Origin of the sequence: Dermacoccus nishinomiyaensis (assembly GCF_900447535.1) — a bacterium.
Taxonomy (GTDB): domain Bacteria; phylum Actinomycetota; class Actinomycetes; order Actinomycetales; family Dermatophilaceae; genus Dermacoccus; species Dermacoccus nishinomiyaensis.
On the sequence record NZ_UFXX01000001.1, the window covers coordinates 967,833 to 993,423 of the forward strand.

General features: G+C 68.8%; 28 protein-coding genes. 16 read left to right on the plus strand and 12 right to left on the minus strand.

The window, feature by feature from the left end; all coding sequences use genetic code 11:
- The first annotated feature begins 102 nt into the window (after positions 1 to 102).
- The 3 genes from DYE07_RS04545 (at position 103) to DYE07_RS04555 (ending at position 4,926) form a co-directional block, all read left to right on the plus strand.
- Positions 103 to 3,939, plus strand: coding sequence for a multifunctional oxoglutarate decarboxylase/oxoglutarate dehydrogenase thiamine pyrophosphate-binding subunit/dihydrolipoyllysine-residue succinyltransferase subunit (locus tag DYE07_RS04545; protein ID WP_115296428.1), 3,837 nt, complete (start codon positions 103 to 105; stop codon positions 3,937 to 3,939).
- 136 nt (positions 3,940 to 4,075) lie between these two features.
- Positions 4,076 to 4,255, plus strand: a complete 180-nt coding sequence (locus DYE07_RS04550; RefSeq protein ID WP_006946035.1) for a DUF6104 family protein — start codon at positions 4,076 to 4,078, stop codon at positions 4,253 to 4,255.
- A 17-nt stretch (positions 4,256 to 4,272) separates the two neighbouring features.
- Positions 4,273 to 4,926: a GDSL-type esterase/lipase family protein gene (locus DYE07_RS04555; RefSeq protein ID WP_006945919.1), complete on the plus strand. Its 654-nt coding sequence runs from the start codon at positions 4,273 to 4,275 to the stop codon at positions 4,924 to 4,926.
- A 116-nt stretch (positions 4,927 to 5,042) separates the two neighbouring features.
- Here the strand turns inward: DYE07_RS04555 and DYE07_RS04560 are convergent, their stop codons facing one another.
- The 3 genes from DYE07_RS04560 to rfbB all read right to left on the minus strand — a co-directional run bounded on the left by DYE07_RS04560 (position 5,043) and on the right by rfbB (position 8,535).
- Positions 5,043 to 6,515: a sugar transferase gene (locus DYE07_RS04560; RefSeq protein ID WP_144708212.1), complete on the minus strand. Its 1,473-nt coding sequence runs from the start codon at positions 6,513 to 6,515 to the stop codon at positions 5,043 to 5,045.
- A 113-nt stretch (positions 6,516 to 6,628) separates the two neighbouring features.
- Positions 6,629 to 7,498, minus strand: a complete 870-nt coding sequence (gene rfbD / locus DYE07_RS04565) for a dTDP-4-dehydrorhamnose reductase (RefSeq protein ID WP_115296430.1) — start codon at positions 7,496 to 7,498, stop codon at positions 6,629 to 6,631.
- A 2-nt stretch (positions 7,499 to 7,500) separates the two neighbouring features.
- A complete protein-coding gene (gene rfbB, locus DYE07_RS04570) occupies positions 7,501 to 8,535 on the minus strand; it encodes a dTDP-glucose 4,6-dehydratase (RefSeq protein ID WP_115296431.1) in 1,035 nt (344 codons plus the stop codon).
- Positions 8,536 to 8,557: 22 nt separating this feature from the next.
- On the opposite strand from rfbB, the gene rfbA reads away from it, so the two are divergent.
- From rfbA to sodN, 7 genes are all read left to right on the plus strand, one after another.
- Positions 8,558 to 9,454 (plus strand): glucose-1-phosphate thymidylyltransferase RfbA, encoded by an 897-nt coding sequence (rfbA, locus tag DYE07_RS04575; RefSeq protein ID WP_115296432.1) that lies wholly within the window; start codon positions 8,558 to 8,560, stop codon positions 9,452 to 9,454.
- Positions 9,454 to 10,056 (plus strand): dTDP-4-dehydrorhamnose 3,5-epimerase family protein, encoded by a 603-nt coding sequence (locus tag DYE07_RS04580; protein WP_115296433.1) that lies wholly within the window; start codon positions 9,454 to 9,456, stop codon positions 10,054 to 10,056. Before rfbA ends, DYE07_RS04580 begins: the two co-directional genes overlap by 1 nt.
- 217 nt (positions 10,057 to 10,273) lie before the next feature.
- Positions 10,274 to 11,200, plus strand: a complete 927-nt coding sequence (locus DYE07_RS04585) for an ABC transporter substrate-binding protein (protein WP_006945918.1) — start codon at positions 10,274 to 10,276, stop codon at positions 11,198 to 11,200.
- A gap of 11 nt (positions 11,201 to 11,211) precedes the next feature.
- A complete protein-coding gene (locus DYE07_RS04590; protein WP_006945891.1) occupies positions 11,212 to 12,144 on the plus strand; it encodes an amino acid ABC transporter permease in 933 nt (310 codons plus the stop codon).
- Positions 12,144 to 13,028, plus strand: coding sequence for an amino acid ABC transporter ATP-binding protein (locus DYE07_RS04595; RefSeq protein ID WP_006945930.1), 885 nt, complete (start codon positions 12,144 to 12,146; stop codon positions 13,026 to 13,028). The genes DYE07_RS04590 and DYE07_RS04595 overlap by 1 nt, the downstream gene beginning before the upstream one ends.
- A 34-nt stretch (positions 13,029 to 13,062) precedes the next feature.
- A complete protein-coding gene (locus DYE07_RS04600; RefSeq protein ID WP_006945900.1) occupies positions 13,063 to 13,443 on the plus strand; it encodes a S24/S26 family peptidase in 381 nt (126 codons plus the stop codon).
- A 54-nt stretch (positions 13,444 to 13,497) separates the two neighbouring features.
- Entirely contained in the window at positions 13,498 to 13,902 is a 405-nt protein-coding gene (sodN, locus tag DYE07_RS04605; protein WP_115296434.1) for a superoxide dismutase, Ni, read from the plus strand.
- Between the two features lie 160 nt (positions 13,903 to 14,062).
- Here sodN and DYE07_RS04610 read toward each other — a convergent pair whose 3' ends face one another.
- Together DYE07_RS04610 and DYE07_RS04615 are read right to left on the minus strand one after the other, a co-directional pair.
- Positions 14,063 to 14,443 carry a DedA family protein gene (locus DYE07_RS04610; RefSeq protein WP_062257127.1) on the minus strand — a complete coding sequence of 127 codons (381 nt, stop codon included), beginning with the start codon at positions 14,441 to 14,443 and terminating at the stop codon, positions 14,063 to 14,065.
- 4 nt (positions 14,444 to 14,447) lie between these two features.
- Positions 14,448 to 15,119 (minus strand): biliverdin-producing heme oxygenase, encoded by a 672-nt coding sequence (locus DYE07_RS04615; protein ID WP_172462938.1) that lies wholly within the window; start codon positions 15,117 to 15,119, stop codon positions 14,448 to 14,450.
- A 229-nt stretch (positions 15,120 to 15,348) separates the two neighbouring features.
- On the opposite strand from DYE07_RS04615, the gene DYE07_RS15340 reads away from it, so the two are divergent.
- Positions 15,349 to 15,423 (plus strand): 50S ribosomal protein bL37, encoded by a 75-nt coding sequence (locus DYE07_RS15340; protein ID WP_369798754.1) that lies wholly within the window; start codon positions 15,349 to 15,351, stop codon positions 15,421 to 15,423.
- 74 nt (positions 15,424 to 15,497) lie between these two features.
- On the opposite strand, the gene rsrA is transcribed toward DYE07_RS15340, so the two are convergent.
- From rsrA to DYE07_RS04640, 6 genes are all read right to left on the minus strand, one after another.
- The gene (rsrA, locus tag DYE07_RS04620) at positions 15,498 to 15,752 is read right to left on the minus strand and encodes a mycothiol system anti-sigma-R factor (protein WP_006945939.1); all 255 of its coding nucleotides are present in this window, start codon (positions 15,750 to 15,752) and stop codon (positions 15,498 to 15,500) included.
- The gene (locus DYE07_RS04625) at positions 15,749 to 16,567 is read right to left on the minus strand and encodes a sigma-70 family RNA polymerase sigma factor (RefSeq protein WP_237723930.1); all 819 of its coding nucleotides are present in this window, start codon (positions 16,565 to 16,567) and stop codon (positions 15,749 to 15,751) included. The genes rsrA and DYE07_RS04625 overlap by 4 nt, the downstream gene beginning before the upstream one ends.
- A 104-nt stretch (positions 16,568 to 16,671) precedes the next feature.
- A complete protein-coding gene (locus DYE07_RS04630) occupies positions 16,672 to 17,442 on the minus strand; it encodes an alpha/beta hydrolase family protein (protein ID WP_115296437.1) in 771 nt (256 codons plus the stop codon).
- Positions 17,439 to 18,284, minus strand: a complete 846-nt coding sequence (locus DYE07_RS04635; RefSeq protein ID WP_115296438.1) for an SOS response-associated peptidase — start codon at positions 18,282 to 18,284, stop codon at positions 17,439 to 17,441. Before DYE07_RS04635 ends, DYE07_RS04630 begins: the two co-directional genes overlap by 4 nt.
- Positions 18,285 to 18,294: 10 nt before the next feature.
- Complete coding sequence (locus tag DYE07_RS14670; RefSeq protein WP_172462939.1) at positions 18,295 to 18,441, minus strand: hypothetical protein; 147 nt, start codon at positions 18,439 to 18,441, stop codon at positions 18,295 to 18,297.
- Complete coding sequence (locus DYE07_RS04640) at positions 18,438 to 18,683, minus strand: ribbon-helix-helix protein, CopG family (RefSeq protein WP_006945986.1); 246 nt, start codon at positions 18,681 to 18,683, stop codon at positions 18,438 to 18,440. Before DYE07_RS04640 ends, DYE07_RS14670 begins: the two co-directional genes overlap by 4 nt.
- A gap of 170 nt (positions 18,684 to 18,853) precedes the next feature.
- Here DYE07_RS04640 and DYE07_RS04645 point away from each other — a divergent pair, with 170 nt between their 5' ends.
- The 4 genes from DYE07_RS04645 to hisN all read left to right on the plus strand — a co-directional run bounded on the left by DYE07_RS04645 (position 18,854) and on the right by hisN (position 22,842).
- A complete protein-coding gene (locus DYE07_RS04645) occupies positions 18,854 to 19,378 on the plus strand; it encodes a DoxX family membrane protein (protein WP_062257114.1) in 525 nt (174 codons plus the stop codon).
- Positions 19,375 to 20,835: a 3-phosphoshikimate 1-carboxyvinyltransferase gene (gene aroA, locus DYE07_RS04650; protein ID WP_231729431.1), complete on the plus strand. Its 1,461-nt coding sequence runs from the start codon at positions 19,375 to 19,377 to the stop codon at positions 20,833 to 20,835. Before DYE07_RS04645 ends, aroA begins: the two co-directional genes overlap by 4 nt.
- Position 20,836: 1 nt before the next feature.
- The gene (rsgA, locus tag DYE07_RS04655; RefSeq protein WP_006945866.1) at positions 20,837 to 21,916 is read left to right on the plus strand and encodes a ribosome small subunit-dependent GTPase A; all 1,080 of its coding nucleotides are present in this window, start codon (positions 20,837 to 20,839) and stop codon (positions 21,914 to 21,916) included.
- An 89-nt stretch (positions 21,917 to 22,005) separates the two neighbouring features.
- A complete protein-coding gene (gene hisN, locus DYE07_RS04660; RefSeq protein WP_040014769.1) occupies positions 22,006 to 22,842 on the plus strand; it encodes a histidinol-phosphatase in 837 nt (278 codons plus the stop codon).
- Positions 22,843 to 22,909: 67 nt separating this feature from the next.
- Here the strand turns inward: hisN and DYE07_RS04665 are convergent, their stop codons facing one another.
- Positions 22,910 to 24,367, minus strand: coding sequence for an NAD(P)/FAD-dependent oxidoreductase (locus DYE07_RS04665; protein ID WP_006945907.1), 1,458 nt, complete (start codon positions 24,365 to 24,367; stop codon positions 22,910 to 22,912).
- 224 nt (positions 24,368 to 24,591) lie between these two features.
- Here DYE07_RS04665 and DYE07_RS04670 point away from each other — a divergent pair, with 224 nt between their 5' ends.
- A complete protein-coding gene (locus DYE07_RS04670) occupies positions 24,592 to 25,515 on the plus strand; it encodes an FHA domain-containing protein (protein WP_172462940.1) in 924 nt (307 codons plus the stop codon).
- Positions 25,516 to 25,591: the final 76 nt, after the last annotated feature.

The window sequence follows — 25,591 nt, forward strand, 5'->3', positions numbered from 1 at the left end:
TCGCTCCTGCCTGACACGGCCACGCGCCGCGTCATGGCGGGGGCAACGGGACGCCTCCCGCACGTGTACGTGAATCGACGCGAATGAAAGAGGCGCATCTGCGTGTCATCCCAGTCCCCCAGCTCTGAGCACGACGACTTCGGCGCGAACGAGTGGCTCGTCGAGGAACTCTTCGAGCAGTACACCAAGGACAAGAACTCCGTGGATGCCGCATGGCAGGAGTTCTTCGCGACCTATCAGCCGGGCTCGTCGAACTCCTCGGCGCCGGCCTCCACGTCCACGTCGGGCTCGGGCGCGAAGGCCGCTCCCCGAACCGAGAAGCCGATGGCCGCCGAGGCACCGCGCGACCAGCAGGAGGCGCCTGCACAGCAGGCCGCCGAGCCGACGCGCACCGCCGAGAGCGAGCCGCAGAAGCTCGACCCGAAGCAGGCCGAGGGCCACACACCGCTGCCGACGCCGCGCGACCAGGGCGACGGCGCCCTCGGTGACGTGCCGGCGGCGGACGACAAGGACACCCCGCTCAAGGGCATCGCCGCCAAGATCGTGCAGAACATGGAGGCCTCGATCGAGGTCCCGACCGCGACGTCGGTCCGCGCCGTCCCTGCGAAGGCGCTGATCGACAACCGCATCGTCATCAACTCGAACCTCGCCCGCGGCCGCGGCGGCAAGGTGAGCTTCACCCACATCATCGGCTACGCCATCATCAAGGCGCTGCGCGTCATGCCGGAGATGAACGCTTCCCTCTCGGTCGACGAGAAGGGCAAGCCCGTCCTGCACCAGCCGGGGCACATCAACTTCGGCCTCGCCATCGACCTGCAGAAGCCCGACGGTTCGCGCACGCTCGTCGTGCCGTCGATCAAGGGCGCCGAGGCGATGACGTTCGCGCAGTTCTGGGCCGCGTACGAAGAGATGGTCAAGAAGGCGCGCAACAACAAGCTGACGCTCGAGGACTACGCGGGCACGACGATCTCGCTGACCAACCCCGGGGGCATCGGCACGGTGCACTCGGTGCCGCGTCTGATGAAGGGCGCGGGCGCCATCATCGGTGTCGGCGCGCTCGACTACCCCGCCGAGTGGCAGGGCGCGAGCGAGGAGACGCTCAACCGTAACGCCGTCAGCAAGATCCTGACGATCACCTCGACCTACGACCACCGCATCATCCAAGGTGCGACGTCCGGGGAGTTCCTGCGTCAGATCCACCAGCTGCTGCTCGGTGAGAACAACTTCTACGACGAGATCTTCGAGTCGCTGCGCATCCCCTACGAGCCGGTGCGATGGGTGCAGGACATCTCCGCCAACCACGACGACGACATCAACAAGGTCGCGTGCGTGCAGGAGCTCATCCACGCCTACCGCGTGCGCGGTCACCTCATGGCCGACACCGACCCGCTCGAGTACAAGCAGCGTCGTCACCCCGACCTCGACGTCACGAGCCACGGCCTGACGCTGTGGGATCTCGACCGCACGTTCGCCACGGGCGGTTTCGGCGGCGCCAACTTCCTCAAGCTGCGCAAGATCCTCGGCATCCTGCGTGACTCGTACTGCCGCACGGTCGGCGTCGAGTACATGCACATCCAGAACCCCGAGGAGCGGGCCTGGATGCAGAACAAGCTGGAGAAGACGTACTCGAAGCCGACGTCGGACGAGCAGGAGCGCATCCTGCGCAAGCTCAACCAGGCCGAGGCGTTCGAGACGTTCCTGCAGACGAAGTTCGTCGGCCAGAAGCGCTTCAGCCTCGAAGGCGGCGAGTCCGTCATCGCGATCCTCGACCGCATCCTGTCGGAGGCCGCGGACGCCGGCCTCGAAGAGGCCGCGATCGGCATGCCGCACCGTGGCCGTCTCAACGTGCTCGCCAACATCGCGGGCAAGTCGTACGGCCAGATCTTCCGCGAGTTCGAGGGCACCGCCGCTCCCAACTCGGTGCAGGGCTCCGGTGACGTCAAGTACCACCTCGGCACCGAGGGCGAGTTCGTCTCCGATGAGGGCAACCACACGAAGGTCTACCTCGCCGCCAACCCGAGCCACCTCGAGGCCGTCGACCCGGTGCTCGAGGGCATCGCCCGTGCCAAGCAGGACCGCATCAACCTCGCCGGCACGGCGTTCACGGTGCTGCCGATCCTGCTCCACGGCGACGCCGCGTTCGCGGGCCAGGGCATCGTCGCCGAGACGTTGAACCTGTCGCAGCTGCGCGGCTACCGAACCGGCGGCACGATCCACGTCGTCATCAACAACCAGGTCGGCTTCACGACCGCGCCGAGCTCGTCGCGTTCATCGACGTACTCGACGGACGTCGCGCGCATGGTGCAGGCGCCGATCTTCCACGTCAACGGTGACGACCCGGAGGCCTGCGTCCGCGTCGCGGAACTCGCGTTCGAGTACCGCCAGACGTTCAACAAGGACGTCGTCATCGACATGGTGTGCTACCGCCGCCGCGGTCACAACGAGGGCGACGACCCGTCGATGACGCAGCCGCTCATGTACAAGCTGATCGAGGCGAAGAAGTCCGTGCGTCGCCTGTACGCCGAGGCCCTCGTCGGCCGCGGCGACATGGACCAGGAGCGTGCCGACGAACTGCTCAAGGACTACCAGCAGCAGCTCGAGCGCGTCTTCGTCGAGACGAAGGAGGCGACGAAGAAGGCCGCTGCCGACAGCGCCGCGCAGAGCGCTTCGTCCGATTCCAGCCAGGGCACCGACGCCGAGGGCCACGGCGGCCTCGAGCGCCCGTCCGCTCAGCTCGAGGACGACGCGAAGAGCGCCTACTCCTCGGGCCGTTCCTCCGCGATCACCGAGGCCGCTCTCGAGCGCATCGGCGCGGTGTGGACGAACCCGCCGGAGGGCTTCACGCTGCACCCGAAGCTCAAGCAGCTGCTCGAGCGTCGCACGGCGATGGTCAAGGACGGCGGCATCGACTGGGCCATGGGCGAGCTCATCGCGTTCGGTTCGCTACTCATGGACGGCACGCCGGTGCGTCTGTCCGGTCAGGACACCCGACGCGGCACGTTCGTGCAGCGTCACGCCGTCCTCATCGACAAGGCGAACGGCAACGAGTGGACGCCGCTGCGTTACCTCACGGATGACCAGGCGTGGCTGTGGATCTACGACTCGCTGCTCAGCGAGTACGCCGCGATGGGCTTCGAGTATGGCTACTCGGTCGAGCGTCCCGACGCGCTCGTGCTGTGGGAGGCGCAGTTCGGTGACTTCGTCGACGGTGCGCAGACCATCATCGACGAATTCATCTCGAGCTCGGAGCAGAAGTGGGCGCAGCGCAGCTCCGTCGTGCTGCTGCTGCCGCACGGCTACGAGGGTCAGGGTCCGGACCACAGCTCGGCGCGCATCGAGCGCTTCCTGCAGCTGTTCGCCGAGGACAACATGACGATCGCTTACCCGTCGACGCCGGCGTCGTACTTCCACCTGCTGCGTCGCCAGGCGCACGCGCGACCGCGCAAGCCGCTCATCGTCTTCACGCCGAAGCAGCTGCTGCGCGTGAAGGCCGCGACGAGCTCGCCGGCCGACTTCACCTCGGGCCAGTTCGAGCCGGTGCTGAAGGACCAGAAGCAGCTCGACGGTTCGAAGGTCGAGCGGGTGCTGCTCGCCTCGAGCCGCGTGGTCTACGACCTCGAGGCGGAGCGTGAGAAGCGCGGTGACGACACGACCGCCATCGTGCGTGTCGAGCAGCTCGCGCCGATCCCGGCCAAGGAGATCGCCGAGGCGGTCTCGGCGTACCCGAACGCCGAGATCGTGTGGGTGCAGGACGAGCCGAAGAACCAGGGCGCCTGGCCGTTCATGTACTTCAACCTGCCCGACCTGCTCGAGAGCCACGGCGAGACGCGACGTCTGCGCGTCGTGTCGCGTCCGGCGTCCGCGTCGCCCGCGACCGGCAACAACAAGCGTCACGCCGCGCAGAACGCGGAGCTCATGGAGCAGGCGTTCGCGCGCTGAGGTTCACGTGAGCAGCCGTTGATGGTGCGTTCCTGATGAAGCGGTGCCCTCCCCCACGCGGGGTGGGCACCGCTTCGTCGTGGGCGCGCGACGCCTGCGGGGTGGGCACCGAGCTGACGGACGATAAGCTGGGCGCGTGTATTTCACGGATCGGGGTATCGAGGAGCTCGCGGCGCGCCGCGGCGAAGAAGACGTGACGTTCGAGTGGCTCGCGGAGCAGCTGCGTCATTTCGTCGACCTCAACCCGGAGTTCGAGATCCCCGTCGAGCGCCTCGCCACATGGTTGGCACGGCTCGACGACGACGATGACGAGTGAGTGAAGGCGGTCGTAGCGTGTCCTACCCCACCGAAGGCAGCGAGCCCGAGTTCCGGCCGAGCGCCGATTTCCACGTCGCCGAGGGTGAGCGCCGTGTCGGCCTCGTCTTCGTCGGCGACAGCTTCGTCAACGGCTACGGCGACCCGAAGGCCCTGGGGTGGGTCTCGCGGGTCGTCGCGCGTACGCCGCACGAGGGCGTCAGGCTGACGACGTACAACCTCGGCGTGCGCGGCGACAGTTCCTCTGACGTCCTCGCGCGCTGGCGGGGTGAGGCGGCGCTGCGGTGGAAGAACTGCAACGAGCGCCGACTCGTCATCGGCTTCGGCACGAACGACGCCGCGCAGGGTCTGACGACAGCACGTTCGCGCCTCAACCTCGCGAACATCCTCGACGATGCGTCGACGAACGGCATCGCGACGTTCGTCGTCGGCCCGCCGCCCACGAGCGACCCGGAGATGAACGCGAAGCTCGAGGTGCTCGTCGACGCGCACGCGGACGTCTGCGCGCGTCGTGGCGTGACGTATGTCGACTGCTTCCGCCCGCTGCTCGGGCACGATCAGTGGCAGTCGGATCTTGCCGCCAGCGACGGCTACCACCCCGGCCAGGCGGGCTACGGCCTCATGGCGTGGCTCGTGCTTCACGCCGGTTGGCAGGACTGGCTCTCCGTCTGACGGCCCTCATCGCACCTTCGAGCGCCTCACGTCGTCGACGTGGGGCGTTCGTCGTCCCGACAACCACGTTCTGACCCCCCTTCGGGGGGCCGGCCGGAAGGCGAGACAAGGGAATGTCAGTACGCGCCGTCGCGTGCGAGGACGGCGCGGAGGGTCTTGAACATGATGACGAGGTCGCCGGACAGGGACCAGTTCTCGACGTAGTAGAGGTCCTTGCGCACGGATTCTTCCCAGGAGAGGTTCGAGCGTCCGCCGACCTGCCAGGGTCCAGTGATGCCTGGCTTGACGTTGAGGCGGCGGTGGACGTGGTGGTCATAGGCTTCGACCTCGCGGGGCAGTGGGGGGCGTGGTCCGACGAGTGACATGCTGCCGGCGATGACGTCGAACAGTTGCGGCAGTTCGTCGAGGCTGTAGCGGCGGATGAAGGCGCCGACGCGGGTGGTGCGGGGGTCGTCTTTCATCTTGAACAGTAGGCCGGAGCCGTCGTTCTGTCGTTCGAGTCCGGCGAGGCGCGCTTCGGCGTCGACGGCCATCGAGCGGAACTTGGTCATCTTGAACAGCGTTCCGTTGACGCCTACTCGGGTCTGGCGGAAGAAGATGGGCCCGGGGCTGTCGAGGCGGACGGCGATGGCGATGGCGAACAGGATCGGGGCGACGAGGACGACCATCCCGGTGGCGATGACGAGGTCGAAGGCCCGTTTGAGGGAGTACTTGACGCCGCTGTAGCGGGGCATCTCAACGCTCATGAGCGGCAACCCTTCGATGGGGTGCCAATGGATGCGGGGGCCTGCGACGTCCGTCATGCGGCTGGCGAGGGCGAGACGGATGGTGGTGTCCTCGAGCTGCCAGCCGAGTTCGCGCAGCTGCTTGCGGTTGATGCGGTTATGGCCGGCGACGATGATCGTGCTGGCCTCGTAGCGGTGCACGGCGTCGACGACGTCGGCGATCGCGCCGGCCTGGGGCACGACCACTCCGTTGGCGAGCTCGAACGTCGGAGCATCGGTCGTGTCCGTCGCGACGGCGCGCACTACTAGGCCCGCAGCCGGGTTGCGGGCTATGCCTTCGGCGACGTAGCGCACCTCATGCGGTGAGCCGACGACGACGACGCCGTCGACGAGCATCGCGCGGCGGCGTCGCGCGAGCACCCAGCGGCGGACCAGGAGACGTTCGATGAGAAGCAGGACGAGCCCGAGTGGGAGGGCGACGGCCAGGAAGCCGCGCGCTACCTGCCAGCGCAGCAGGACGAGGACGATCGCGAGCGCGCCGAACGTGAAGAACGTGGCGCGCACGACACGACGATATTCGTCGGTGCCGATCGCGATGATCTCCATGTTGTACGCCTGATTGAGAAGCAGCGAGGCCTGCCATCCGAGGATGAGGGCGGGCACGACGACGAGGTAGAGGTTGCCCTGCGAGCGAACGGTGTCGAGCGACGCCTCCGCCATTGCGAAGCGCGCGAAGAACCCGGCAGCCACGGCGAGTGTGATGACGCCCAGGTCGAGGACAAACAGCAGCAGGAACAGGTTGCGCCGCCAGTTGCCACGCATCCTGGCGAGCAGGTCGCGCCTGCCTCTCGCCCCGTCAGTCATGCTCGCCGGCGCCTTTCCCACAAAACCCTGTTTCCCTTCGTCGGACGCGTCCGAATTCCCCTCGTTCCCGTTCGGCTGCGTCCCCCGCACCGCGGTCGTCTCGAGCCTGCTCCTCAGGCCCGCGCGCGCTCTGCAGCGCGCTCCTGCTGAACGACGCCGGACGCGGCGAGTCGTGCACGCCAGTCACCGATGCTCGGCCCGCGCGGTGAGCGTGCGAGCACGCTGTAGGCGGGCCTCGGCGCGGGCCGCTGGAACGCCTCCGACGTCGTCGGGCGCACGCGCTCAGGATCCAGGCCTGTGAGGCGGAAGGCCTCCTGGGCGAGGTCGAACCACGACCCTTGCCCGGAGCTCGTGCCGTGGTAGAAACCGCCCGGGCATTCCTGCTCGATCAGCCCGACGATGGTGTCCGCCAGGTCGCCCGCCCACGTCGGCTGTCCGACCTGGTCGGCCACGACGTCGAGGGTGTCACGGTTCTGGGCGAGCTTCAGCATCGTCGCGACGAAGTTGCTTCCGTGCGCTCCGTAGAGCCATGCCGTGCGCACGATGAGCGCGTCGGGGTGCGTGGCACGAACGGCCCATTCTCCGGCCGCCTTGGTGCGTCCGTAGGCCGACTGCGGGGCCTGCGGGTGCTCGACATCGTACGGTTCCTCGGCGCGGCCGTCGAAGACGTAGTCGGTCGAGACGTGGACGAGCTGGGCATCCGCGGCCTGCGCGGTTCGAGCGACGTTGAACGCACCCGTCCCATTGAGTGCGAACGCCGCGGCCTCGTCGCTCTCAGCGGCATCGACGGCCGTGTACGCAGCACAGTTGACGACGACGTCCGGCGCGTGATCGCCGATGACGCGCTGCACCGTCTCCAGCTCGGTGACGTCGCATCCGGCGGAGCCGAGCGAGACGACGCTCTCACCGCGGCTGCGCAGCAGCGCGTCGAGATCCTGACCGAGCATGCCCGTGCCTCCGAGGACGAGCCAGCGACGCGCCATCGTCATGCCCCTTGACCGGTGGCGGTGTCAGCAGGCGCCGCGACGACCTGCTGGCTTGCGTACTTGGCCTCGGTGGCGTCCTTGAACGGACGCCACCACGACTCGTTCTCTCGGTACCAGGCGATCGTGGCGGCGAGGCCGTCGTCGAACGACGTGTAGCGCGGACTCCAGCCGAGTTCCTCGCGCAGCTTCGTCGAGTCGATCGCGTAGCGGCGGTCGTGGCCGGGCCGATCGGTGACGTGGTCGAAGTCGTCGGCGTCACGCCCCATCCCGGTGAGGATGGCCTGCACGACGGTCTTGTTGTCGAGCTCACCGTCGGCGCCGATGAGGTAGGTCTCCCCGATGCGCCCGCGCTCGATGATGGCCCAGACGGCCGCGTTGTGGTCGTCGACGTGGATCCAGTCGCGCACGTTGAGCCCGTCACCGTAGAGCTTGGGGCGCACGCCGTCGATGAGGTTAGTGATCTGGCGCGGGATGAACTTCTCGATGTGCTGGCGCGGACCGTAGTTGTTCGAGCAGTTCGAGATCGTCGCCCTGACGCCGAAGCTGCGCACCCAGGCACGCACGAGCATGTCGCTGCCGGCCTTGGTTGAGCTGTACGGGCTCGACGGGTTGTACGCCGTCGCCTCGGTGAAACGCTCCGGGTCATCGAGCTCGAGGTCGCCATACACCTCGTCGGTGGAGATGTGGTGGTACCGGACGTCGTGCTTGCGCGCCGCCTCGAGCAGCGTGTAGGTGCCGACGATGTTGGTCTGGACGAACGGCCACGGCTCGGCGAGGGAGTTGTCGTTGTGCGACTCGGCGGCGAAGTGGACGACGAGGTCGGACGCGGCGACGAGACGGTCGACGAGCGCGGCGTCGGCGATGTCGCCGCGCACCAGCTCGACGTGCTCCCCCAGCCCGTCGAGAGATCTCTCGTTGCCCGCATACGTCATGGCGTCGAGAACGACGATGCGCGCCTCTGGGCGCTCCTTCACCGTCAGGTGGACGAAGTTGCCGCCGATGAAGCCGGCTCCGCCGGTGACCAGGATCTGCACCCTGCCAGCATAAGGTAGGCCTATGAAGGGAATCATTCTCGCGGGGGGATCGGGAACGCGACTTCACCCGATCACACGGGGCATCAGCAAGCAGCTCATGCCGGTGTACGACAAGCCGATGATCTACTACCCGATCTCGACGCTCATGATGGCCGGAGTCCGCGAGATCCTCATCATCACGACGCCGCACGACAGCAAGCAGTTCCAGCGGCTGCTGGGCGAGGGATCCGACTGGGGTGTCGAGATCAGCTACGCCGTGCAGCCCTCGCCCGACGGCCTCGCGCAGGCGTTCATCATCGGCGAGGAGTTCATCGGCGACGACTCGGTCGCCCTCGTCCTCGGCGACAACATCTTCCACGGCGCCGGCATGGGGACGGCGCTGCAGGGCCACGCTGAGCTCACCGGGGGCCACGTCTTCGCTCATCACGTGACGAACCCGAGCGCCTACGGCGTCGTCGAGTTCGACACGGACGGCAACGTCGTCTCGATCGAGGAGAAGCCGGAGCAGCCGAAGTCGCGTTACGCCGTGCCCGGCCTGTACTTCTACGACAACGACGTCGTCGACATCGCGAAGAACCTCGAGCCCTCCCCGCGTGGCGAGCTGGAGATCACGGGCGTCAACGACGAGTACCTGCGCCGCGGCAACCTCACGGTGACGGTGCTGCCGCGCGGCACCGCGTGGTTCGACACGGGCACCTTCAAGGGCCTCATGGACGCCTCGCAGTTCGTCCACGTCCTCGAGGAGCAGCAGGATCTGAAGGTCGGCTGCGTCGAGGAGATCGCGTGGCGTCAGGGCTGGATCGACGACGCGCAGTTCTCCGCCCTCGCCGACTCCCTCGTCAAGTCCGGTTACGGCGCCTACATGCACCGCGTCCTCGCCGAAGGCCACATCACCCCCGCCGTCCGCAAGGCCCTGTGATGGACATCCAGCCGCTGAAGATCGGCGGCGCCTACGTCGTCACGCCCCGCCAGTTCCCCGACGGGCGCGGCGTGTTCATGGAGGGCTTCCGCGGGGACAAGCTCGCCGAGCACCTCGGCCACCGCATGGACGTCGTCCAGTCGAACATCTCGGTCAGCAGCCGCGGCACGGTGCGCGGCATCCACTTCGCCGACGTGCCGCCGAGCCAGGCGAAGTACATCACTGTCCTGTCGGGCTCGATCATCGATTTCATCGTCGACATCCGCGTCGGGTCGCCGACGTTCGGGCAGTGGGAATCGGTCGTGCTCGACACGAGCGAACGCAAGGCGGTCTACCTCGCCGAGGGGCTCGGCCACGCGTTCTGCGCCCTCGAGGAGGATTCGACGGCGATGTACCTGTGCAGCGCGCCTTACACCCCCGAGCGCGAGCACGGCATCAACCCCCTCGACACGACGGTGGGGCTGACCCTGCCCGACGACATCGAACCGCTGCTGTCCCCCAAGGACGAGGCTGCGCCGTCGCTGGCGCAGGCCGAGGCGTCGGGTCTGCTGCCGCGATACGACGACTGCGTGCGCTTCTACGACTCGTTGCGCTCGGCCTGATCGCAGCGGCCCGCGTCCTGCATGATCACGCGTGACGCACGTCTCACGAGGCGGCTCCAAGGTCGCTGCACGGGCATGGTGTCGCGCGCACGAGGCGGGCCGTAGGTCACGATCCCGCATACTTATGTCGTGTCGCTCGCCCGGGGCGAGGCGCGGTGGCATGCTATGGCCATCGTCTCCGACGGCTCGCGCCGTCCCCATGCCGAAAGGCCCGCCCATGCGTCGTACCACCGCCCCCGCCCTCGCCGGCCTGAGTGCCACCGCCCTGCTGCTGTCGGGTTGTGGCTCCGACTCCCTCGACGACTCCAAGAGCTCTGCCTCCTCGGGCGCTGCGGGCGCGTCGAGCAAGGCCGCCGAGGTGACGAAGGACGACTCGCTCGCCAAGCTCGTCCCCGCCGCCATCGCCAAGGAGGGCACCCTGACGATCGGTTCGGACGCGTCATACGCCCCGAACGAGTTCACGGCTGCCGACGGCAAGACGATCCAGGGCATGGACATCGACCTGCTCAACGCCGTCGCCGCGAAGCTCGGTCTCAAGCTCACCTTCCAGAACGGCGACTTCGGCACCCTCATCGGCGGCGTCAACGCCGGCAAGTACCCGGCGGCGATCAGCTCGTTCACCATCAACGCCGAGCGCCTCAAGACCGCGAACATGGTGCAGTACTACAGCGCGGGCACCGCCTGGGTCACCGCCAAGGGCAACCCGAAGAAGCTCGACCCCGACAACGCGTGCGGCCTGACGATCGGCGTCCAGAAGGACACCGTGCAGCAGACCGACGACCTGCCCGCACGCAACAAGAAGTGCACCGCCGCGGGCAAGAAGCCGATCACGATCGTCAGCGAGGTCGCCCAGTCGAAGGTGACCGCCGACCTCATCGCCGGCAAGGTCGACGGCTTCGCGGCCGACTCCCCCGTCGCCAACTGGGCCGTCGCGAAGAACGACGCGAAGCTCGAGAAGGTCGGTTCGAAGTACGCCTCGGCCCCGTACGGCATCGTCGTCAAGAAGGACAACACGGCGTTCGCCGAGGCCATCTCGAAGGCCCTTGAGGCCCTCGACAAGGACGGCACCTACAAGAAGATCCTCGACGCCTGGAGCAACGGTGACGGCGCCGTCACCTCGTTCCCGGTCAACCCCAAGCCCTGATCGCGAACGACATGACCGACACCACCACCACCGAGCGGCCGGGCGTCATCGACGCCCGGCCGGTCCGGCATCCCGGCCGATGGGTCGCCCTCGCCGTCATCGCCGTCCTCGTCGCGATGATGATCAGCTCCGTCGTCACCAACAAGGCCTGGGACTGGCCGTTCGTGCTCAAGGTGATGAACTACTCGCCCGTGCTCGACGGACTGCTCAAGGGCACGATCATCGTGACGATCGTGTCGATGATCCTGGGCGTCGTGCTCGGCGTCATCCTCGCGATCATGCGCCTGTCGGACAACCCCGTGCTGCGCGGCGTGGCGTTCGTCTACATCTGGTTCTTCCGGGCCGTGCCACGCTACGTCCTCATGACGATCCTCGGTCTCGGCGTCCTGACCCTCTACCCGACCCTCGATCTCGGCGTGCCGTTCGGCAAGGACCTCGGGCTGACGTTCTACACCCTCGACGTCAAGACGATCAGCTCCGGCATCACCGTCGGCATCATCGGCCTCGGACTGTCCGAAGCCGCCTACATGGCGGAGATCGCGCGCGCCGGCATCCTGTCCGTCGACAACGGTCAGCGTGAGGCCGCCCAGGCCCTCGGCATGAGCAACGGCAAGGCCATGCGCCGCATCATCCTGCCGCAGGCGATGCGCGTCATCGTGCCGCCGACCGGCAACGAGGCCATCTCGATGGTCAAGGACACGTCGCTGCTGACGGCCGTGCCCGTCACCGCCGAACTGTTCAACCAGGCGCAGAACGTCGCCAACAACACGTACAAGGTGATGCCGAGCTACGTCGGCGCCCTCATGTGGTACCTCATCCTCTGCACGCTGCTCATGCTGCTGCAGAGCTGGCTGGAGCGACGCTTCGCGCGCGGCTTCGGGGCGCAGGGCACCACGACCGGCGGGTTCCGCTCACGTCTGTCCTCGATCGGAAGTGACCACTGATGAGCACCGCCGCCGCCGGGGCGAGCAACGCCCAGCCGCGACCGTCCGCAACCACGGCCCCCGTGGCCTCACGCTCCGATGAGCCACTCGTGCGCGCCGTCAACGTCATGAAGTCGTTCGGCAAGCACGAGGTGCTCAAGGGCATCGACCTCGACGTCCACCCCGGCGAGGTCGTCGTGCTGCTCGGCCCGTCGGGCTCGGGAAAGACGACGTTCCTGCGCTGCATCAACCAGCTCGAGACGATCGACGGCGGGCGCATCTGGGTCGACGGCGACCTCATGGGTTACGCCGACAAGGGCGGGCAGCTGCACCGCCTCACGGACAGGAAGATCGCCGCGCAGCGCCGTGAGATCGGCATGGTCTTCCAGCGCTTCAACCTCTTCCCACACATGACGGCCCTCGAGAACGTCATGGAGGCGCCCGTCCAGGTCAAGGGCGTGGGCAAGGCCGAGGCGAAGGCGGAGGCCGAGCGGCTGCTCGAACGGGTCGGGCTCGGCGACAAGACGAAGCACTACCCCAGCCAGCTCTCGGGCGGCCAGCAGCAGCGCGTCGCCATCGCCCGCGCGCTCGCGATGCAGCCGAAGCTCATGCTGTTCGACGAGCCGACGTCCGCCCTCGACCCCGAACTGGTCGGCGAGGTGCTCGCCGTCATGAAGGAACTGGCCAAGGACGGGATGACGATGGTCGTCGTCACGCACGAGATGAGTTTCGCGCGGGACGTCGCGGACCGTGTCGTGTTCATGGACGCCGGCGTCGTCGTCGAGACCGGCGCGCCGCGCGACGTCATCAACAACCCGCAGCACGAGCGCACCAAGAGCTTCCTGTCGCGCATTCGCAGCGAGCACGAGGCGATCGCCGCCCTCGTCGACGACGAACTGCTCTGACGCTCGCCCAGCTGCACCCCACTACCCTGGTGGGATGCAGCTGGGCTTCGTCGTCGTCAGGGGTCGCTCGATGGAACCGACCTACGTTGACGGCGACGTCGTCCTCGTCGCCTGGGGTGCGTCGCCCCGGGTCGGGCGCTGCCACGTCGTCCGCCTCCCTGACGGCGACGACGGCCCCCGCCCGCTCGCGATCAAACGGGTGACGAGGCGCGAACGCCTCGCCGACGGCGCGTCGGGCTGGTGGGTGGAGCGTGACAACCCCCGTGAGGGGGTCGACTCATGGCTCGTCGGGGCGCTGGGGGACGAGGCGATGCGGGGGCGGGTCGTCAGCCCCGACTCCCCAGTGATGACGCAGATTCTGCGACGTTGTCGCACCTGCGTCAGCACCTTTCGCCGGGGCCGTGTCGCGCGATAGGTTGAGGGCAGTGCTGCCGCTCGGCAGCTGATCACCAGCAGCAAGGAGTCCCTCATGCTGAAGCGTTTCTTCACCCCCACCGTCGAGGCCTCGGCTCACTGCGACCTGCCCTGCGGCGTCTACGACCCTGCCCAGGCCCGCATCGAGGCCGAGTCGGTCAAGGCCATCATCGCCAAGGTCGCCGACAAGCCCGGCGACGAAGACTTCAAGATGCGCGCCACGATCATCAAGGAGCAGCGCAGCCAGCTCGTCAAGGAGCACCTGTGGGTGCTGTGGACGGACTACTTCAAGCCCCCGCACTTCGAGAAGTACCCGCAGCTTCACACCCTCGTCAACGAGGCGACGAAGCTCGCCGGTGCAAGCGGCACCAAGGGCGAGTGGGACATCGCCAAGGCTGACGAGTTGCTCGGCAAGATCGACGAGATCGCTCGCATCTTCGCGGAGACGAAGCAGGCCTGAGCCTCCCTCCCGCAACGAGAACGGCCCGGCATCCCCCTTGGATGCCGGGCCGTTCTCGCTGCCTCACCTGCGGTTCTCGTTCACCGTCGCGAATCCCGTCCCCTCCTGCGATTTCCGTCCACATCGGCGATTCTCGTCCACCTTCATGACGTCAGGTGCGTCAGTGCACGAGGCGGAGGATGACGTCGAGCAACGCCACCCCGGCGACGGTGTACACGCCGGCCCAGATGAGGCTGCCGACGGCGACGGCCGGCAGGTAGCGCACGAGCGGCATCCGGCCGGCCCCGGCCATGAGGTTGACGGCCGTCTGCACGCCGACCGTCAGGAACGACAGCGGGACGGCGAGCGGGCCGAAGCGGTGCACCATGCCCTCGGCGCGCTTGACGGAGCGCGCGTCGAGGTGGTGGGCGTACTTCGGATGCCGACGCCAGCCGCCGATCGCGCCGCGGCCGATCCAGTATGTCGCGTTGGCTCGCGCCATGACGATGCAGAACAGGATGCCGAACGCGAGCGCCACGGGCATCTCACGGATCGATTCCATGCGTTCAGACGGCCTCGGCCCGAGCGTTCGCACCCGCGGGGTAGCAGGCGTCCAGCGCGTCGAAGACGGCGGCGTTGAGGGCGAAGGCGCGACCGGCGGCGTCGAGGGCCTCGTCCTGCTCCTGCGTCGTGAGGGCCAACTCATCGAGGCGGGCGCGGTAGGCGTCCTTGTACGTCTTCGGCTTGGCGATGTCGAAGCGGTAGAAGGTGAGGACATCGTGAGGCGCGTCGTAGTGGCGGCGCATGAGCGTCGCGATGATCTGCCCGCCGGACAGATCCCCGAGGTAGCGCGTGTAGTGGTGGCCGATGAGCGTGGCCGGCGAGGCGGCGCAGGCGACGAGGTCGTCGACGTAGCGCTGCGTGGCGGGCAGGATCGCCGTGGCGTCCGCATAGCCGAGGCGTTCCAGCGCGGCGAGGTCGTGACGCAGCGATGCGGCGCGCTCGAGTGCCGGGTCCAGCAGCGGCGCGAGGCGCGGGTCGTCGCGGTGCGTCGCGCACGCCGACTCGAGGTGGTCGTACACCGGCAGCAGCTGACGCTGCAGCCCCTGGTGCGCGCCGATGCTGCTCTCGCCGCCCATGAGGCGGGTCATGAAGCCGCGGTTCTCGGCGTGCTCGTGCGCGGCACGGGTGTGGTCGCGCAGCGCGGCCGACAGGGGCGGGGTGAGGGTCGTCGTCATGGATCCGAGCCTTTCTGATGAGGTAAGGCCCACCTTAATAAGGTCCACCTCCGCTCGGATCAATCGAACGGTTGATCCGAGACTCCACCTCCCCACCACGCCAGGCCGACGAGAGCGAGCCGCCTCTCGCTGCGCGGATGCCCGCAGGGGGCACGAGCGCGATGTGACAGAATGGGGAGGTTGGCCCCCGACGTACCGGGGGGAAGACCCCGAACCAGGGAGCAAGACCATGAGCAAGCGCGCACGCAAGCGTCGCAGCCGCAAGGGCAAGGGCGCGAACCACGGCAAGAAGCCCAACGCCTGAGCATCTGCCGCAGACGCGAACGAAGGCCGACCACCCTCACGGGATGGTCGGCCTTCGTCATGCTCGGTTCGGCGTCAGGCCTCGTAGCGCACCTCGGTGCGCTCGTAGGTGATGCGCGTGAGGATCGACGAGCGCAGTTGCTCCGGCGCCTGTTCACAGGCGCAAGCGCGCTTGATGAGCTTCTTGAGCAGCATGTCGCGCTCGTACTCCGTCAAACACGGGGGGCAGTCGAGCAGGTGAGCCTTGATCTCCTCGTACTGCTCGGCCGTCAGCTCACCGTCGATGTAGGCGTAGAGACGATCGACGTACTCGGGGCACTTGTCGCTCATTTCTTCGCCCCTTTCGCGGTGTCCGCCTCACCCTTGAGGAAGCCGCGCCCACGCGCGTAGTCCTCGAGTTGTTCACGCAGCAGCTTGCGTCCGCGGTGCAGGCGCGACATCACGGTGCCGATCGGCGTGTCCATGATCTTGGCGATCTCCTTGTAGGGGAAACCCTCGACGTCGGCGTAGTACACCGCGAGACGGAAGTCCTCCGGCAAGGCCTGCAGCGCCTTCTTGATGTCGCTGTCGGGCAGGTGATCGAGCGCTTCGTTCTCGGCCGACTTCAACCCCGTCGACGAGTGCGCCTCGGCCCGCGCGAGCTGGTAGTCCTCCACCTCGGCGGCGTCGGACTCGAGCGGCTGACGCTGCTTCTTGCGGTAAGAGTTGATGTACGTGTTCGTCTGGATGCGGTACAGCCACGCCTTGAGGTTCGTGCCCGGCTTGTACTGGTGGAAGGCTGCGAACGCCTTCGCGAACGTCTCCTGCACGAGATCCTCGGCGTCGCTCGGGTTGCGCGTCGTGCGCAGGGCGGCGCTGTAGAGCTGATCGAGGTACGGCATCGCGTCACGCTCGAAGCGCGCGGCCCGCTCGGCCGGGGTCTCGGTGCTCGGGTCGAAATCCTTGGAATCGGTGACGCTGCGTGGCGCCGCGCCGCCGTCTGGCTGCGGCGCGCCGAGGGCGTCGACCGTCGTGTTGTCTGTCATCGCGCTCAACCCTAGCGCGGGGTGCGGCGCGACACGAGACGCGCGCGTGCCCACGCCACCGAAACCGGTGGTGAGGCTCAGCGCGGACGGTTCGACCGGAACCACGGGTGCTACCAGCATCGTGCTCACTTTCGACGTTCGAATGGCCCTCGTGGGCTTTCTGATTCGCCGTCGTCAACACGATGAGTGGGCTGCGCTATTCCCCGCCCCGCTCTCGATAGGAGTCAGGACGCGGCGGCCAGCCACCGGCGCACGGCGTCGACGACATCCTGCGGCTGCTTGCTGAATCCGTGCGGGCCCGCGACGGCGGCGACGTCGGCGCCGGGCAGCGCGGCGCGGATCGCGTCGGGGTCGCCGAAGGTGTCAGTGGCGCCCTGCACGACGAGCAGGGGAACGACCGCATCGAGCACGGCTTGCGCCTCGTCCGTGCGCCATTTCGACGGGTCGTCCGCCTTGCCCGGCGGCGCGAGCGGAAAAGCCAGCGCGACGACGGCGTCAGCGCCCGTCTCGACGGCGGTGCGGCACGCGACGCGGGCACCGGCGGAACGACCACCCTGCACGAAGCGGCCCGTGATCTCGCCCGCCTCGCGCAAGTGGCTCACGACGGCGCGCCAACCCTCGTCGAGGGTCTTCGGGGGCGTGGCGATCTTGCGGCCCGCGAGCACCCAGGGCTGGTCGACGAGGACGACACGCCACCCGTCATCGGCGAGGTCGAGCAAGCCCCACAGGTCGAGCGTGTTCGTGCCCTTGCCGGCGCCGTGTCCGAGGACGAGTGTTCCGACGGGCTGGTGTTTGCCGGTCGTCGTGACCGCCGCAGTCTCAGCGTTCGCAGACTCGGTGCTCGAGGACTCGGAGTTCTTCACCTCGGTGTTCGCGGGACCACCGACCGGATCGATGACGTAGGCGCGTGCCGGCCCGGCGTCCGTCTCGATGTCAAGAACGCGGTGCGCTCGTTCCGGCGCGACAGAGCGAGACGGGCGAGGTTCGGCGGTCACTTCTCAGCCCCGATGATCTCGCCGGTCGCGGGGTCGACGACGCCGACGAGGTCGGACTCGGGCGCGGGTTCGATGAGGCCTGGGCCGTTCGTCCGGTTGGAACTGACCGCGCGCGAGACGGGGTATGCCTCGAAGGGGCTCGAATCGCCGGGCGTGAGGAACGCGGCGACGTCGGCGTCATCCGTCAGCGTCGGGTCGAGCCAGTCGGCCCACTGCTCGCGTTCGAGCGCGAGGGGCTGACGGTCGTGGATGCGGTCGAGGCCCTCCCCCGCGCTCGTCGTGATGATGGCGAACGTCGTCAGCCACGCCGCCGGGTCGCCGTCGGGCAGCGAACGATCGCACCAAAACTCGTAGAGGCCGGCGAATGCGACGTCCGTGCCGTCGACGCGGCGCATGTAGAACGGCTGCTTGCGCGGTTTGCCCTTGGCGTCGAGCGCCGTCGGTGACAGCTGCCACTCGTACCAACCCGACGCGGGCACGAGGCAGCGACGCGCGCGGGCGGCCTTCGCGAACGACGGTTTCTCGAGCAACGTCTCAGCGCGCGCGTTGATCATGCGCACGCCACCCTTGGTGTCCTTCGACCACGAGGGCACGAGCCCCCACGTGAGGTGACGCAGCTGACGTTTCGCCTCGCCGCGCGAGCCGTCGTCGAGCCGCTCGGGACGGGTCAGGACGACGGGCGCCTGCTTCGTCGGCGCCATGTTGTAGTCGGGCTCACCGACAGGCGGGTTCTGCGGCGACGCGAGCAGCGACCGCGTCTGCTCGCCCGTCGCGTCGACGTCGACCTCGAACTCCTCGACCAGCTCACCCGTGCTCGCACTGGCTGCGTATCTGCCGCACATGCGAGAAAGCCTAGACCGCTGGGGCGTGCCCCCGTCTCGTCAGCGTCGTCGACGATCCGCGGCGGCGGCGCGGGTACTCCCCCTGGGGCCATGACGCGGCCTGCGCGATGTCGTCCTCACCGAGCCCGTGCTTGAACGCGCTGGGGTGCAGCTTCACGCGGCGTAGTTGTTCAGTGCCCGGCGAATCGCCTCTGAACGGGAGAGGTGCTCGCGTTCGACGACACGATCGAGCGCAGCGAGCTCGTCGGACGTCAGCCTGACCGCGACGACCAGCACCGGCCTGGCTCCCCGTCCGGGCCGACCGCGTCCTCGACGCTTCAACGGCTCGACGGCGTAGCCGGCTTCAGCCTCGGCAACCATGGACTCGATCATCGCATCGGTGACCTGATCCTCATGCATGCGTTTCTCGTAAACGACATCTTCGGTTCGCCTGCAGGGTGGAGGGACCGGCCGCTGCCCAGGATCGCGCGGTCTGTTGCCCTCGGTGCTCGCATGTTGTCGGTGGCGCCGACTAACGTGGGAGGCCAAGGCGTCGACGATCGACGCCGACCTTCACAGGAGGAGGAACCATGATCCGTCGCATCGCGCGTACCGCGCTCGCCAGCTACTTCCTCAACGAGGCGGCCAAGGCGTTCACCAACACGAAGTCGCAGGCCGCCGAGGCCGCGCCGTTCGTCGAGTTCGTCAGCCGCGAGAGCGGCAGCAAGGTGCCGAACGACCCCGAGATGATCGTCAAGGGCCAGGGCGCGCTCATGGGTGCCGCCGGCACCGCCCTCGCGCTCGGCAAGTTCCCGCGCCTGTCCGCGGCTCTGCTCGCCCCGACGGTCGGCGCGAACGCCTACATGCACGAGGCGTTCTGGGCCGAGAAGGACCCGGAGGTGAAGGCACGCAAGCAGTCCAACTTCTTCCGCACTGCTGCCATCGTCGGTGGCGTGCTGCTCGCCGCCGCCGACACCGCGGGCAAGCCGGGCCTCGCCTGGCGTACCTCGCACGGCGTCGACGTCACGCGCCGTGAGGCCAAGCGCGCCGCGAAGACGGCTCGTCGCGAGGCCAAGCTCATGGCCGCCGTCGCCGGGAGCAAGCTGCCCTCATGACCTCCGGCAGTACGAGCGCTCGCGCAGCGGGCCTCGACATGAAGAACTCCGACATGACGACCACCGCCGCGACGAGCGCCGCTTCCGCGAACCCGACGAGCGACTGGCCCGCACCTCGCGCGGACCGGCCGGTCGTCGGCGCGTTCAGCGTCCCCGGCTCGAAGTCCCTGACGAACCGCTACCTCGTCCTCGCCGCCCTCGCCGACGACGACTCTCTCCTGCGGGCGCCGTTGCGCTCGCGCGACACCCTCCTCATGGCGCAAGCACTGCGCGCGATGGGCGTCCAGGTCGAGGACGTGCCCGGAGACTCCCCCGAGGGCGACGACTGGCACGTCACTCCTGCACCCTTTCGGGGCCCCGCACAGGTCGACTGCGGCCTCGCCGGCACCGTCATGCGCTTCCTCCCGCCGGTCGCCGCCCTCGCGGACGGGCCGGTCGCCTTCGACGGCGACGAGCACGCCCGCAATCGCCCCATGGGTCCTGTCCTGCAGGCCCTCGCCGACCTCGGCGTCCGCATCGACGACGACAGCCGCCGCGCACTGCCGTTCACCGTCCACGGCACCGGAGCCGTCACGGGCGGGCGCGTCGAGGTCAACGCCTCGACGAGTTCGCAGTTCGTCTCCGCACTGCTGCTCTCCGGCGCGCGCTTCGACGAGGGCGTGACGATCGTCCACACCGGCGCAACGCTGCCGAGCATCCCCCACATCGACATGACGGTCGAGGTGCTGCGTGACGCGGGCGTCGTCATCGAGGTCGGTGACGACGTCGACGCCGACGGGCGCGGCAGCTACGCGTGGAGCGTCGAACCCAGCGACATCCGCGCGCTCGACGTCATGGTCGAGCCCGACCTGTCGAACGCTGCCCCCTTCCTCGCGGCGGCCGCCGTCACGGGTGGCGAGGTGTTCATGGCCGACTGGCCGACGTTCACGACGCAGCCGGGCGATCACATCCGTGGCGTTCTCGAGCGCATGGGCTGCAAGGTGACGCTCGATCGTGACGGTCTGCGTGTGCGCGGCCCCGAAAGCGGTCGTCTGCGGGGCATCGACGTCGACCTCACCGAAGCGTCCGAGCTGACGCCCGTCGTCGTCGCCCTGTGCGCGCTCGCCGACGGTGGCAGCCGCATCCGCGGCGTCGCCCACATCCGCGGCCACGAGACCGATCGGCTCGCGGCGCTCTCGCGCGAGTTCACGGCGATCGGGGCGCAGGTGCACGAGACCGAGGACGGTCTCGTCATCACCCCGGTGCCGCGAGAAGTGCTGCACGGCGGGCTGTTCCACACGTACGACGATCACCGCATGGCGATGGCGGCTGCGGTCGTCGGGCTCGTCGTCGACGGCATCGTCGTCGAGAACGTCGGCACGACCGCCAAGACGCTGCCGCACTTCGACCGGCGGTGGGAGGCGCTGCTCGACGGCACGAGTGCGGCGCACGAGCCGGCGCTGCAGCGGACGGTCTGAGATGGCGAGTCGCAACTGGAGTGAGTCCGACGTGCGCGTGCGCCCCAACCGCAAGGGATCTCGGCCCCGCACGAAGGATCGCCCCAAGCACGCCGACGCCGTCATCGGCATGGTGACGGGTGTCGACCGCGGCCGCTGGTCGGTCCTGCTCGACGGACGGCAGATCACGGCGATGCGCGCCCGCGAGCTGACGCGCACGCCCATCGTCGTCGGTGACCGTGTTGCGCTCGTCGGCGACACGAGCGGTCACGAGGGCTCGCTCGCGCGCATCGTGCGCGTCGAGGAACGCTCGAGCGTGCTTCGCCGCACCGCCGACGACACCGACCCGTACGAGCGCGTCATCGTCGCGAACGCCGACCAGCTCGTCATGGTGACGGCGGTCGCGAACCCCGAGCCGCGGACCGGCCTCATCGACCGCTGCCTCGTCGCCGCCTACGACGCGGGGCTCGACCCGCTGCTCGCGCTGACGAAGGCCGACCTTGGCGACCCGGCGCCGTTCCTCGCGAATTACGCCGACCTCGACGTGCCGCACAGCGTCACGTCGGCGCACGAGCTGAGCGACGCCCAACGGGACGAGCTGATCGCGTCCGGTGGTCGTGTCGCCCGTGACCTCGACGGTCTCGACGACCTGCGCGCCCGCCTCGCCGGGCGTGTCAGCGTCCTCGTCGGGCACTCCGGCGTCGGCAAGTCGACACTCGTCAACGCCCTCGTTCCGGATGCCGCGCGCACGACCGGCCACGTCAACGACGTGACGGGACGCGGGCGCCACACCTCGACGTCGGCGATCGCCCTCGAACTTCCCGGGCCGGAGGGCGGCTGGATCATCGACACCCCCGGCATTCGTTCGTTCGGCCTCGCACACATCGACCCGACGACGATCGTCGACCACTTCCCTGAGCTCGCCCCCGGCACTGCCGAATGCCCACGCGGCTGCTCGCACGACGAGGCAGACTGCGCGCTCGACGCCTACGTCGCCGCGGGTCACGCCGGCACGACGGGCCCGGCGCGCCTGGCGTCGTTGCGTCGTCTGCTGCGCTCGCGCCACGTGCCCGACAAGGACGAGCACCTCGAGCGACGCTGAACCCGACCGCGGGGTAGACGAGTGAGCACTCACTCGCCTACCCCGCCACCGCGTGCTCGCGGTGCCGGCGAGCCGGTAGCGTGGGCGCAATGAGCGACACCCTGCGCGACCCCAGCCCGTACCACGACGACCTGCGCCTGGCCCACGTCCTCGCCGACTCGGTCGAAGAGATCACGATGTCGCGCTTCGGCGCCGCCGACCTGCAGGTCGAGTCGAAACCCGACCTCACCCCCGTGACGGAGGCCGACCGCGAGGCCGAACGCGTCATCCGCGAGAACCTCAAGCGCGCGCGCCCGCGCGACGCCATCAAGGGTGAGGAATTCGGCACGAGCGGCGACGCCGATCGGCTGTGGATCATCGACCCCATCGACGGGACGAAGAACTACGTGCGCGGTGTGCCCGTCTGGGCGACCCTCATCGCCCTCGTCGACGCGGGCACGCCCGTCGTCGGTCTCGTCGCCGCACCCGCACTGCACCGCCGCTGGTGGGCCGCGCAGGGCACCGGCGCGTGGACCGGACGCAGCCTCACGAGCGCGACGTCGATCAGCGTCTCGAAGGTCGACAGGCTGGCGGACGCCTCTCTCAGCTATTCCTCGTTCAACGGCTGGGCCGAACGTGGCAAGGACATGGACCTGTTCCGCCTGTCGAAGGAATGCTGGCGTTCACGCGCCTACGGCGACTTCTTCTCGCACATGCTCGTCGCGCAGGGAAGCGTCGACATCGCGCCCGAACCGGAGCTCGAGGACTACGACATGGCGGCGCTCGTGCCCATCGTCACCGAGGCGGGCGGCCGCTTCACCGGCCTCGACGGACGCCCCGGCTGCTGGAGCGGCAACGGCGTCTCGACGAACGGCCTGCTCCACGACGAGGTGCTCGCTCGTCTCGGCGACGACTCCCCCGCGCCGTCCCTCATCCCGGGCGAGTGACGACGACGGCGCCCCGCTCGCGTGAGCGGGGCGCCGTCGCGCATCGCACGGATTCGTGCGACCGGAATCAGGCCTTCGGCGTCTCAGACTGCTTCTCGAGCGCCGGCGCGTCCGCACCGTCAACGGCTTCGAGCTGCGCGCTGCCCTTCGACAGCTCGAGCAGGCCGGGCACGTCGACGCTCGGGTGGTACTTCTCCCCGAGTTCGGCGATCGCGAGACGCGCGTGGACCTGCTGCTCCGTGGTGGTGCGCTCGTCGCGGCTGTCGCTCGCGAACGCGACGGCCCAGCTCAGCATCGTCGACAGGCGCGACTTGAAGCCGATGATGTAGACGAGGTGAACGCCGAGCCACATGAGCCACGCGATGAACCCCTCCGTCTCGAGGCGGCCCACCTTCGTCACGGCCGAAAAACGGGAGATCGTCGCCATCGAGCCCTTGTCGAAGTACTTGAACTTCGCCGGGGCCGGCTCACCCTTGACGCCCGCGAGGATCGACTTGGCCGCGAACTTTCCGCCCTGGATCGCCACCTGCGCGACGCCGGGCAGCTTGTCGAGGCTCATCATGTCGCCGACGACGAAGATCTCCGGGTGGCCGGGCAGCGTCAGGTCGGGCTGCACGGAGATGCGCCCGGCGCGGTCGACCTCGGCGCCCGTCTTGTCACCGAGCAGCTTGCCGAGCGGGCTCGCGGCGACGCCTGCGGCCCACACCTTGCACGCGGAGTCGATGCGGGTGACGGTGCCGTCCTGCGTCTTCATCTCGATGCCCGTGGCGTCGACATTCGTCACCATCTGCCCGAGCAGCACCTCGACGCCCATGCTCTCGAGCTGCTTCTTCGCCTTCTCGCCGAGGTTCTTGCCGAACGGTGGCAGCACCTGCGGCGCCGCATCGACGAGGACGATGCGCGCGTCCTTGGGGTTGATGTGGCGGAAGTCCTCGGCGAGGGTGCGGTTGGCGAGTTCGCTGATCTGCCCGGCCATCTCGACGCCCGTCGGGCCGGCCCCGACGACGACGAACGTCAGCAGCGTGCGCACGTCGTCCCACTCGCCGGCGGCCGCGGCCACTTCCGCTGTCTCGAAGGCACCGAAGATGCGACCTCGCAGCTCGAGCGCGTCGTCGATGCTCTTCATGCCGGGCGCGAACTCGGCGAAGTGGTCATTGCCGAAGTACGACTGCCCCGCGCCGGCCGCGACGATGAGCGAGTCGTAGTCGTACGTCTGGGTCGAGTCCAGCAGTTGCGCGAAGACGCGCTTGTTCTGGACGTCGATGTCGCTGACCGTCCCCTGGAATACCTCGACGTTCTTGACCTTCTTGAGCACCTCGCGCGTGCTCGGGGCGATGACGCCCTCGCTGAGGATGCCGGTCGCGACCTGGTACAGCAGCGGCTGGAACAGGTGATGCGTCGTCGAGGAGATGAGGACGACGTCGACGTCCTCGTCCTTGAACTGGGTCGCGGCGAACAGACCGCCGAAGCCGGAGCCGATGATGACGACGCGGTGGCGCGTGGCGCTCTTGTGTGCAATACCCATGGATTCCTCGCAGATCTCGCGTGCGTGTCGCCTGGCCCGATCACGCTTGGACGCTGCCCCCAGCTTACTCATTCCCGACGCCCACCCATGGGTGTGTCGCGGCCGGTAGGCTGCCCCATGACACGGGCGCGCCCGACCACCGACATCGGCGGGCCGACACCCGGATGACAACGACGGATCGACGTAGGACGGGACGGCGCCCCGCGCCGCGAACGGAGTGGACGATGAGCGAACGAGGCCGCGAGCCGTACCCCATCCAGTGGAACGCGCCCGCCACGGGCACCGCGCAGCCGGCGTGGGCCGGGCCGCGACCAGATGCTCAGCTCGACGCGCCCGCCGGCCAGGCTGACGCTCCGGCTGCCGCCGGCGGACGCTCGTCGGGCGATGCCCCGGCCACGCCGCAGCAGAGGGATGCGCGACAGACGGACGCGAGCTCGGCCGACGAGCAGGGCGTCGGCCCGGCCGCTCCCGGGCAGCTCGGCAACCCGTGGAACGACGCCCAGCCCGCCGCCACGCCCGTGGGGTGGGCAGGCGAACAGCAGCCCGCCGGGCGGCCTGCGCCCGGCGATGCAGGTCAGCACGCGGCGCCCTCGGCGCCTCACGCGGTGGGCTCCGACCCCGCTGACGGTGCATCCGAGTCGCCGCGCCACGACCAGGCCGACGGCGACGCCGACCAGGCACCCCGCGGTGGCGCCTCACCCGTCGGAGCCGTGCCCGCGCCGGCAGCCGACGCGCAGGCGACGAGCCCGTCGAACGGCTACCCGTCGGCACCTCCGTCGGGTGGTTACCCGTCCGCACCTCCGTCTGGGGGCTATGCGTCGGCTCCCCCGTCGAACGGGTACTCCTCGAGCGGGTACGAGTCGGCGCCGCCGCAGGTCGTCGGCCAGAACGACGATCTGCCGGAGGACTCGCTGACGATCGGGCGCAGCCGCAGCAACAGCATCGTGCTCGACGACATGCTCGTCTCGCGCCGGCACGTCGTCATCACTGCGGACGATGAGGGTCTGCTGCTGCGCGATCTCGGGTCGCGCAACGGCACGTTCGTCAACGGGCGCCGCGTCGAGCAGACATTGCTGCACGAAGGCGACCGCATCGGCATCGGCGCGTCCACCTTCGAGGTGCGCGACGGCTGGCTCGTCTCGGTCTGAGCCGCGAACACCCGTCCGGGCCGGCCGCGATCCAGCCCGGACATCGACCACAGCAGCGCCCGTGGGCGCTGGGACG